Annotated in this window: 5 protein-coding genes, 2 rRNA genes and 1 pseudogene; 6 read left to right on the top strand and 2 right to left on the bottom strand. The window is 39.3% G+C overall.

Going from position 1 to position 7,482, the window contains the following annotated elements; genetic code table 11:
• The first annotated feature begins 221 nt into the window (after positions 1–221).
• The 4 genes from TY19_RS08295 to TY19_RS20575 all read left to right on the top strand — a co-directional run bounded on the left by TY19_RS08295 (position 222) and on the right by TY19_RS20575 (position 4,126).
• Positions 222–3,171 (top strand): 23S ribosomal RNA (locus TY19_RS08295).
• A 131-nt stretch (positions 3,172–3,302) separates the two neighbouring features.
• Positions 3,303–3,417 (top strand): 5S ribosomal RNA (rrf, locus tag TY19_RS08290).
• 376 nt (positions 3,418–3,793) lie between these two features.
• Complete coding sequence (locus TY19_RS08280; protein ID WP_042281687.1) at positions 3,794–3,991, top strand: hypothetical protein; 198 nt, start codon at positions 3,794–3,796, stop codon at positions 3,989–3,991.
• Positions 3,992–4,126 carry a hypothetical protein gene (locus TY19_RS20575; protein ID WP_255346667.1) on the top strand — a complete coding sequence of 45 codons (135 nt, stop codon included), beginning with the start codon at positions 3,992–3,994 and terminating at the stop codon, positions 4,124–4,126. It abuts the gene before it with no gap.
• Between the two features lie 330 nt (positions 4,127–4,456).
• Here the strand turns inward: TY19_RS20575 and TY19_RS12910 are convergent.
• Positions 4,457–5,188: pseudogene (locus tag TY19_RS12910) on the bottom strand (IS1 family transposase).
• Between the two features lie 175 nt (positions 5,189–5,363).
• Between TY19_RS12910 and TY19_RS08265 the strand changes: the two are divergent.
• Positions 5,364–6,023 carry a hypothetical protein gene (locus tag TY19_RS08265; RefSeq protein WP_042281683.1) on the top strand — a complete coding sequence of 220 codons (660 nt, stop codon included), beginning with the start codon at positions 5,364–5,366 and terminating at the stop codon, positions 6,021–6,023.
• Between the two features lie 25 nt (positions 6,024–6,048).
• Here TY19_RS08265 and TY19_RS08260 read toward each other — a convergent pair whose 3' ends face one another.
• Positions 6,049–6,765, bottom strand: coding sequence for a hypothetical protein (locus tag TY19_RS08260; protein ID WP_079979274.1), 717 nt, complete (start codon positions 6,763–6,765; stop codon positions 6,049–6,051).
• A gap of 263 nt (positions 6,766–7,028) precedes the next feature.
• On the opposite strand from TY19_RS08260, the gene TY19_RS26880 reads away from it, so the two are divergent.
• A complete protein-coding gene (locus tag TY19_RS26880) occupies positions 7,029–7,235 on the top strand; it encodes a transposase (RefSeq protein WP_445082252.1) in 207 nt (68 codons plus the stop codon).
• The last annotated feature ends 247 nt before the right edge of the window (positions 7,236–7,482 follow it).

The following is a 7,482-nucleotide window of genomic DNA, read 5'->3' as shown; positions in this document are numbered from 1 at the left end:
TATTTTGAAAGTCATAAAAGTTTAAGAATCAAGTTTAATCTGAAACGTTGATTGTTCGAAAGAACAAGAAACGTGAAAAGTAAAGATGACCAAAGTCATCACAAATTCACTGATCAAAATCAGCGCTTGAGAATAATCTTCACACAAAAATTTAAGTGACATAAGCGATCAGCTTATGTGAGTCGTAACTCATACTTAATTGCTTGAGACTAAAATTTTTTGGTCAAGCTATTAAGGGCTATTGGTGGATGCCTTGGCATTAACAGGCGATGAAGGACGCGAAACCTGCGAAAAGCTTCGGTGAGCTGGAAAAAAGCATTGACCCGGAGATATCCGAATGGAGCAATCCAACCAGAGTAATGTCTGGTTATCCTTAACTGAATCCATAGGTTAAGGAGGCGACACCTGCCGAACTGAAACATCTAAGTAGGCAGAGGAAAAGAAATCAAATCAGAGATTCCCATAGTAGCGGCGAGCGAAGTGGGAAGAGCCCAAACCACTAATTTATTAGTGGGGTTGTAGGACTCATCACAATGGCTAGCGAACTTTAGCAGAACATTTCTGGAAAGTTAGGCGATACAAGGTGAAAGCCCCGTATGCGAAAAAGAGAGCTAGCTAGATGAGCACCTGAGTAGGGCCGGACACGTGAAACCCGGTCTGAATCCGGAGGGACCACCCTCCAAGGCTAAATACTCGTTAATGACCGATAGTGAACCAGTACCGTGAGGGAAAGGTGAAAAGAACCCCTGTTAGGGGAGTGAAATAGAACCTGAAACCAATAGCTTACAAACGGTCGAAGGCCTATGCCCAATAATTTGGGAATGGCTGACGGCGTGCCTTTTGCATGATGAGCCAGCGAGTTGCGTTAAATGGCAAGGTTAAGGGATCTCATTCCGAAGCCGAAGCGAAAGCGAGTCTTAAAAGGGCGTTAAGTCATTTGGCGCAGACACGAAACCAAGTGATCTATCCATGACCAGGTTGAAGCAAGGGTAACACCTTGTGGAGGACCGAACTAGTAACTGTTGAAAAAGTTTTGGATGAGTTGTGGATAGGGGTGAAAGGCCAATCAAACTTGGAGATATCTTGTTCTCTTCGAAATAACTTTCGGGTTAGCCTCGGACAGCCCTTTACAGGGGTAGAGCACTGAATTCACGCGGGGGTCTTACCGACCTACCAAAGGAAATCAAACTCCGAATACTGTAAAGTCGTCCGGGAGATAGACAGCGTGGGATAAGCTACGTTGTCAAAAGGGGAACAGCCCAGATCGCCGATTAAGGCCCCTAATTCTATGCTAAGTGAGTAAGGAAGTGGAGTTTCTAAAACAGTTGGGATGTTGGCTTAGAGGCAGCCATCATTTAAAGAGTGCGTAACAGCTCACCAATCGAGAAACTCTGCGCCGATAATATCCGGGACTAAAGCATAGAGCCGAAATCGCGGGTTTATTCTGTTAAAGAATAAGCGGTAGGAGAGCGTAGTATGCAGCGTCGAAGATGTACCGTAAGGAGCGTTGGAGCGCATACTAGTGATAATGCATGGCATGAGTAAACGATAAAGGAGGTGAAAATCCTCCTCGCCGAAAACCTAAGGTTTCCAGGGTAAAGTTCGTCTTCCCTGGGTTAGCCGGTCCCTAAGCCGAGGCTGAAAAGCGTAGGTGATGGAAAGCAGGTTAAATATTCCTGCGCCACCTAAAACATTGGTGACGGGTCGACGGAGTACGTTAAGCGCGCGGACCATTGGATGTGTCCGTGGGGCAATGAGGTTGGTTAGTAGGTAAATCCGCTAACGGAAGACCAGGTTGTCACTAAGGGAAACCTTCGGGGGAACCGATAGCGTAGCGCAAGGCTTCCAAGAAATAGACTCTAATCGTTGATGGTGACCGTACCAAAACCGACACAGGTGGGTGGGAAGAATATTCTAAGGCGCGCGAGAGAACTCTTGTTAAGGAACTCGGCAAATTATCCTCGTAACTTCGGGAGAAGAGGAGCCACAAGTTGTGATAGCACTCGCTGCTAAAGCATCCTGTGGCCGCAGAGAAATGGCCCAGGCGACTGTTTAACAAAAACACAGCACTATGCAAAGACGTCTAAGTCGAAGTATATGGTGTGATGCCTGCCCAATGCCAAAAGGTCAAAAGGAGATGTTAGCACGTTAAGTGCAAAGCATTGAATTTAAGCCCTGGTGAATGGCGGCCGTAACTATAACGGTCCTAAGGTAGCGAAATTCCTTGTCGGGTAAGTTCCGACCTGCACGAATGGTATAACGATCTGGGCACTGTCTCAACAAGAGACTCGGTGAAATTGTAGTAGCAGTGAAGATGCTGTTTACCCGCAATAAGACGGAAAGACCCCGTGAACCTTTACTGTACTCTGATATTGGCTCTTGACTTGTCATGTGTAGAATAACCAGGAGACTAAGAAAGCTCATCGTCAGGTGGGCTGGAGTCGTCGTTGAAATACTGGTCTTGATAAGTCGGGAATCTAACGAAATCCCATGAAGCTGGGATTCGGACATTGTCAGACGGGCAGTTTTGCTGGGGCGGTATCCTCCTAAAGAGTAACGGAGGAGTCCAAAGCTTGCCTCATCGTGGTTGGCAATCACGAGTAGAGCGTAAAGGTATAAGGCAAGTTAACTGTGAGACCTGCAAGTCGAACAGAGACGAAAGTCGGGCTTAGTGATCCGGCGGTGGAATGTGGAATCGCCGTCGCTCAACGGATAAAAGGTACTCCGGGGATAACAGGCTTATCGCCACCAAGAGTTCATATCGACGTGGCGGTTTGGCACCTCGATGTCGACTCATCGCATCCTGGGGCTGAAGAAGGTCCCAAGGGTTTGGCTGTTCGCCAATTAAAGCGGTACGCGAGTTGGGTTCAAAACGTCGTGAGACAGTTTGGTCCCTATCTTTTGTGGGCGTAGGATACTTGAGAGGAGCTGCTTCTAGTACGAGAGGACCGAAGTGGACGAACCAATGGTGAGCCGGTTGTTCTGCCAAGAGCATTGCCGGGTAGCTATGTTCGGAACGGATAAGCGTTGAAAGCATATAAACGCCAAGCCTCCCTCAAGATAAGGTATCCCTATCAGACACCATATAGACCATGTGGTTAATAGGTTGGGTGTGTAAGCGCAGTAATGCGTTGAGCTTACCAATACTAATCGGTCGATCGGCTTGACCACCTTTTTTTCTAAAGGATGAAAACCATTCCCTTTAGCACAAACAGTGTGGTGCGAAATAAAAAATCAAGCGTGTGAGATTGTTTTCAAGAGCTGATTTTGATAAGTGAAACTTAAACCTTTTATGATTTTCGTTTGGTGGCATTAGAGAAAGGGAAATACCTGAACCCATTCCGAACTCAGAAGTCAAGCCTTTCATCGCCGATGGTACTGCACACAAGAGTGTGGGAGAGTAGGTCGCCGCCAAACTTTTCTTTTTGGCCTTAAAACACCCCGTTTTAAGGCCCTTTTTTTTTGCCCCATTTCTTCCTTTCCTTTTAGGCTCCCTTGCCAACTGCCTGTTATTTGCCCTGGCATCCCCCAATAAAGCTACTCATGAAAATGAATATAAAGTTGTTAAATATTTGAAAGTTGCCATCAAATACTATCAGAAAATTTTCAATCTTAAGCCAAATCATCTAAAAGCAATTAAAGAATTTTCAATCTTAAAACATATAGGTGTATACAATTAATTTTACTTATAAATCGGTTTTATTATGAAAAAAAACTATTTTTAGGATTATTAGCGTTAATTTACCTTGTTTGCGATCTTTCTGCTGAACTAAATTTCAAAGGAAAAGGAATATTGCAAAGCGATGAATTACAACAAATTTTGCATTTGAAAAGAACTCCTTATGAAATTGGTTATCAGCACGATACTATTAAAGAAAATCTTATCCAGCGCAAAGTTGAGCGATTTATTAATCAAAAAATTTTACCTAGTAAAACACAACTTTCATTAAACAATTTTTTGATACTCTTCCCTTCGTTATTTCTCGCATAATTGATTGACTCTATTATCATAAGATTGCCCTATCCTGTCATCATTGATAGGCTCATTCAACATTTTGGCCATCTCAATCCTACTCCTTTACCAGAAGTAATTAAAGCTCCTGTCGCTAAACCACCTAAATTATAATGTCATTTTTGTACCAGAGAGTCTAAAAGTTTGGTTTTCCCATGCAGGTTTAAAAGGTGAGCTAGCTTGCGATTAGCCTTATTATCATTTTGATTTATTCAAATTCTTAAAGCAGCCAAAGTAAGCCTTCCTAATCGTCTAAATCAATATCTGAATTAGAATTAAGGTAGTAATAGTTTAAAAGAATCGCTATAAAAAACAGAATTCCGATAATGAAAAACGATGGGTGCATAAAAACCTTACGCTTAAACTTGTTGCTGCATTGTTAGCTTTGAAAAAATCAATGATTCTTGAACGGATTTAACACCATAAAAACAAAAATGGGTAGTACTAAATAGGTAAGGCTCTCAATTGTCTATTGTAATCACAAATAAAGTATTTTATTAACCCAATGGGATTAGTTAGTTTTTTAGAAAATGAAAGTGTTTTCCTTACAAGCCTTACCCATCTTTGTCTGCGAGTACAATTAAATCTTTCAATGTAGCTTATCTGATCAGATTGCTTGCTAACTGGTTGATGTTGACTCCAAGGAATGGTTTCGTAATAGACATTAAATTTATCAGTGAAATAAAGGGCTTTTTTTTTTAATGATTCGGCTAGTTCCGCAAAAAGAAGCTCAGTGGTTTTTTTGTCTCGAGGATCTAATTGCCTAGCAAGCACTTGCCGACTTTTTTTATGCAAGATGCGCCATAACTACTGATCATTTTTCTTATTTCCTACAAAACTTCATCGCTCATTTCCTTCAAATTTAGCCACTTCCAACTCATCGTTTTCATGACAAGTGACTTGTGCATTTAAATCCTCAGGCAAATCATTGATAATGAAATTAATAAAATCTAGCAGCCATGGCATACTTACATCAAAAATTCTACAAATTCCATTAAGAGACACCCTTTCTAGAAGAGCTTTTCTGACAAGTTCCTTTGTTTGTTCGTTAATGATTTTAGCTTCATTGTTTTCGCTCCACTGTTTGCCACACTCTAAACAGCGAAAATTTTGCTTTTCATGTCTTGTATAACCATTCTCCTTTACCAAATCTGAGCCGCAATGCGTATATCTCATTGCTCTTCTCCGCTTAAATTAGAATAATTAATCTATCAAATTAGATCAGTTTATTGGAATAGCCTTACCTATTTAGCACTACCCTATTTTACTTGAAAGAAGGGACGATCAACCTCAGGTAGAGCCATATCCTTTAACCGATGAAGAAGAACAAAAAATTAGTGCAACGGGACCAATGGCTAACATGTTCAGATCTCTAAAGTTAAAAAGCCAGCCACTAATGCTTTCGCAAACTCCTCAAAACAATTTGCTATTGGAAGAGCTTTCCAAGCGAGCGCATGCAGGTATGCTAATTCTAATCGATCCAAATAAACTAAAGCTTATAGGTAATGCGAATCAAGTCATAGAAGATGTAAAAGGCGTTTCTAACGATGAGTGGATTAGAGACAAACTATTAGAATTTGAAAAGGAAAAAATACCAACTGATAAAAAGGCAGATGACAGTAAATTTTGTATTGAAGTAAAAATCAATGCTAATATTGTTCCTTCAAGCTTTAATCTAATTATTCTTCCTAAATATTTTGAGAAGTATAAAGAATTTTTTGTTTTACAAAATCCCCTAAAATTCGTTGATTCAATTATAAATAATATCACTTATAATTTTCCTCCTCCTAGCCATATGAGCGATAGGACTAATACTCAGGTTAAAATTGAATTACTACACCCTAATTTTGCGGAGGGAGCTGAAGAATATTTTAAAGAAACGGTACAAACTGGACAAAGCCTTTATCTAATTCAGCATGTATGTAAAGGGCCTAGACCTTCTGACAAAATGTATCAAAATTATTGGTCCCAAGTTGGTCTTGATCAATATAAAAAATGGCTATCTGATTAAAGATAGCCTACCTGTAGAACGGAATTTATTGTTCCCAAATAGGGGCAAATTTCCGCCTAGATTTGGACCAAAGGCTCACTAAGTAGCTTACCTGATCGATTTGATTTGGATAATCATGACTAAGGACATTTTTTAGACACTCTCTTGGACGATCGTTGTATAAATAGCCAAGCCGCTCACTAACAACTTTGCTAATTGATGGTTTAGCTTTATCAATTGTTAAGCGCATGAGTTTAGAATTAGAAGGAATCTGCAATTCTTTTGCAAAATAAGGGGTTAAAAAAGCATCATCCGTCGCTTGGTCTTCTATTGTTTTACTATATTCTTTAAGAATATTTCTGGCTAATTGATCAATATCAGCAACTGTAGCTGGTGCTGCATTACTTTGTATTTTAATTTCTTGATAAATGGTCTTCAACTCCTGTTCCATCTTTTTTTGATTTGGGTATAGATGAAAAACTTTAGAATCAAGCCAATTCTCAAAAAAAGTTGTAGCGTCCTCAGAAATTGCCACCTGCCAAACGGCGATTTTTTCTGTGGGAAGAGTATTTAAGGTTTTAATTGAAAGTTCAGGATCTAGTGTATGCAAAAACTCTGTAAAAACATCTTTACATACATCCTTTACTTTAGTTTCTATCGGTAGGTTGGTTTGGACTACCTCTTTAGGCTTAGCTGCCTTATATGGCATATCCTGATCAGATTGATAGCCTTGATTAGGAGAGCAAGGTTGTAAATACATCATAAATTACCTAAATTAAAATTATTAATTATAAACAAATTAAACTTATTGTGTTTTATATTAATAATTCAATCCCAGTCTGTTTGCTATTTTCTGATGATTCTTCTTTAGTTATGTTACCATAACAGAATAATAATCATAAACCTTAACGCAAATAAAATCAAAGTGTTGTTGAAAAACTCAATACTTTCTTTACCCTCGTACTGAATTTTACAGCCTTGCTAGGTAGCAACTTACACCTAAAAATATGAACTTATCAATATAAGATCAAATTTTTTTTTATTTTAATCAGATTAAAACTGACTAATACTCTAATGCAAAAGGAAATTCATCTTTTCACAAAAGTAAAGAAGAAGATGAAAAATAAATTGATCACGTTAGTAGATAAACTCATGCTAAAAAAGAGGGCTATTATTGAAAGTGCGAATAACCTGTTGAAAAGTAGCTGTCAGATAGAACATCATGGGCACTGAAGTCGATGGAACTTTCTTAGCAATCTGATGGCAGGTCTTGCTAATTATTGCTTGAATCCATCCAAGCTTCGACTGTTCTTTTCAAATACAGAAATCGAAGCTGCTAAGCTCCTAGAATGTTTTAGAGGGTTCCTTACGTTAAACTGACGTTAAAAAATCCTCTATTTTACTGATAAATTTAATGTCTATAACCTGAACTTTGGGTTTCAAGCAGCAATAGCTACACAGAATTTCTCTTCTCTAAAAT

The organism is Candidatus Protochlamydia sp. R18, assembly GCF_000648255.1.
In the GTDB taxonomy this organism is placed as follows: Bacteria; Chlamydiota; Chlamydiia; order Chlamydiales; family Parachlamydiaceae; genus Protochlamydia; species Protochlamydia amoebophila.
Note: the sequence above shows the minus strand (reverse complement) of the source record. Positions and strands in the feature narration are given on the sequence as shown.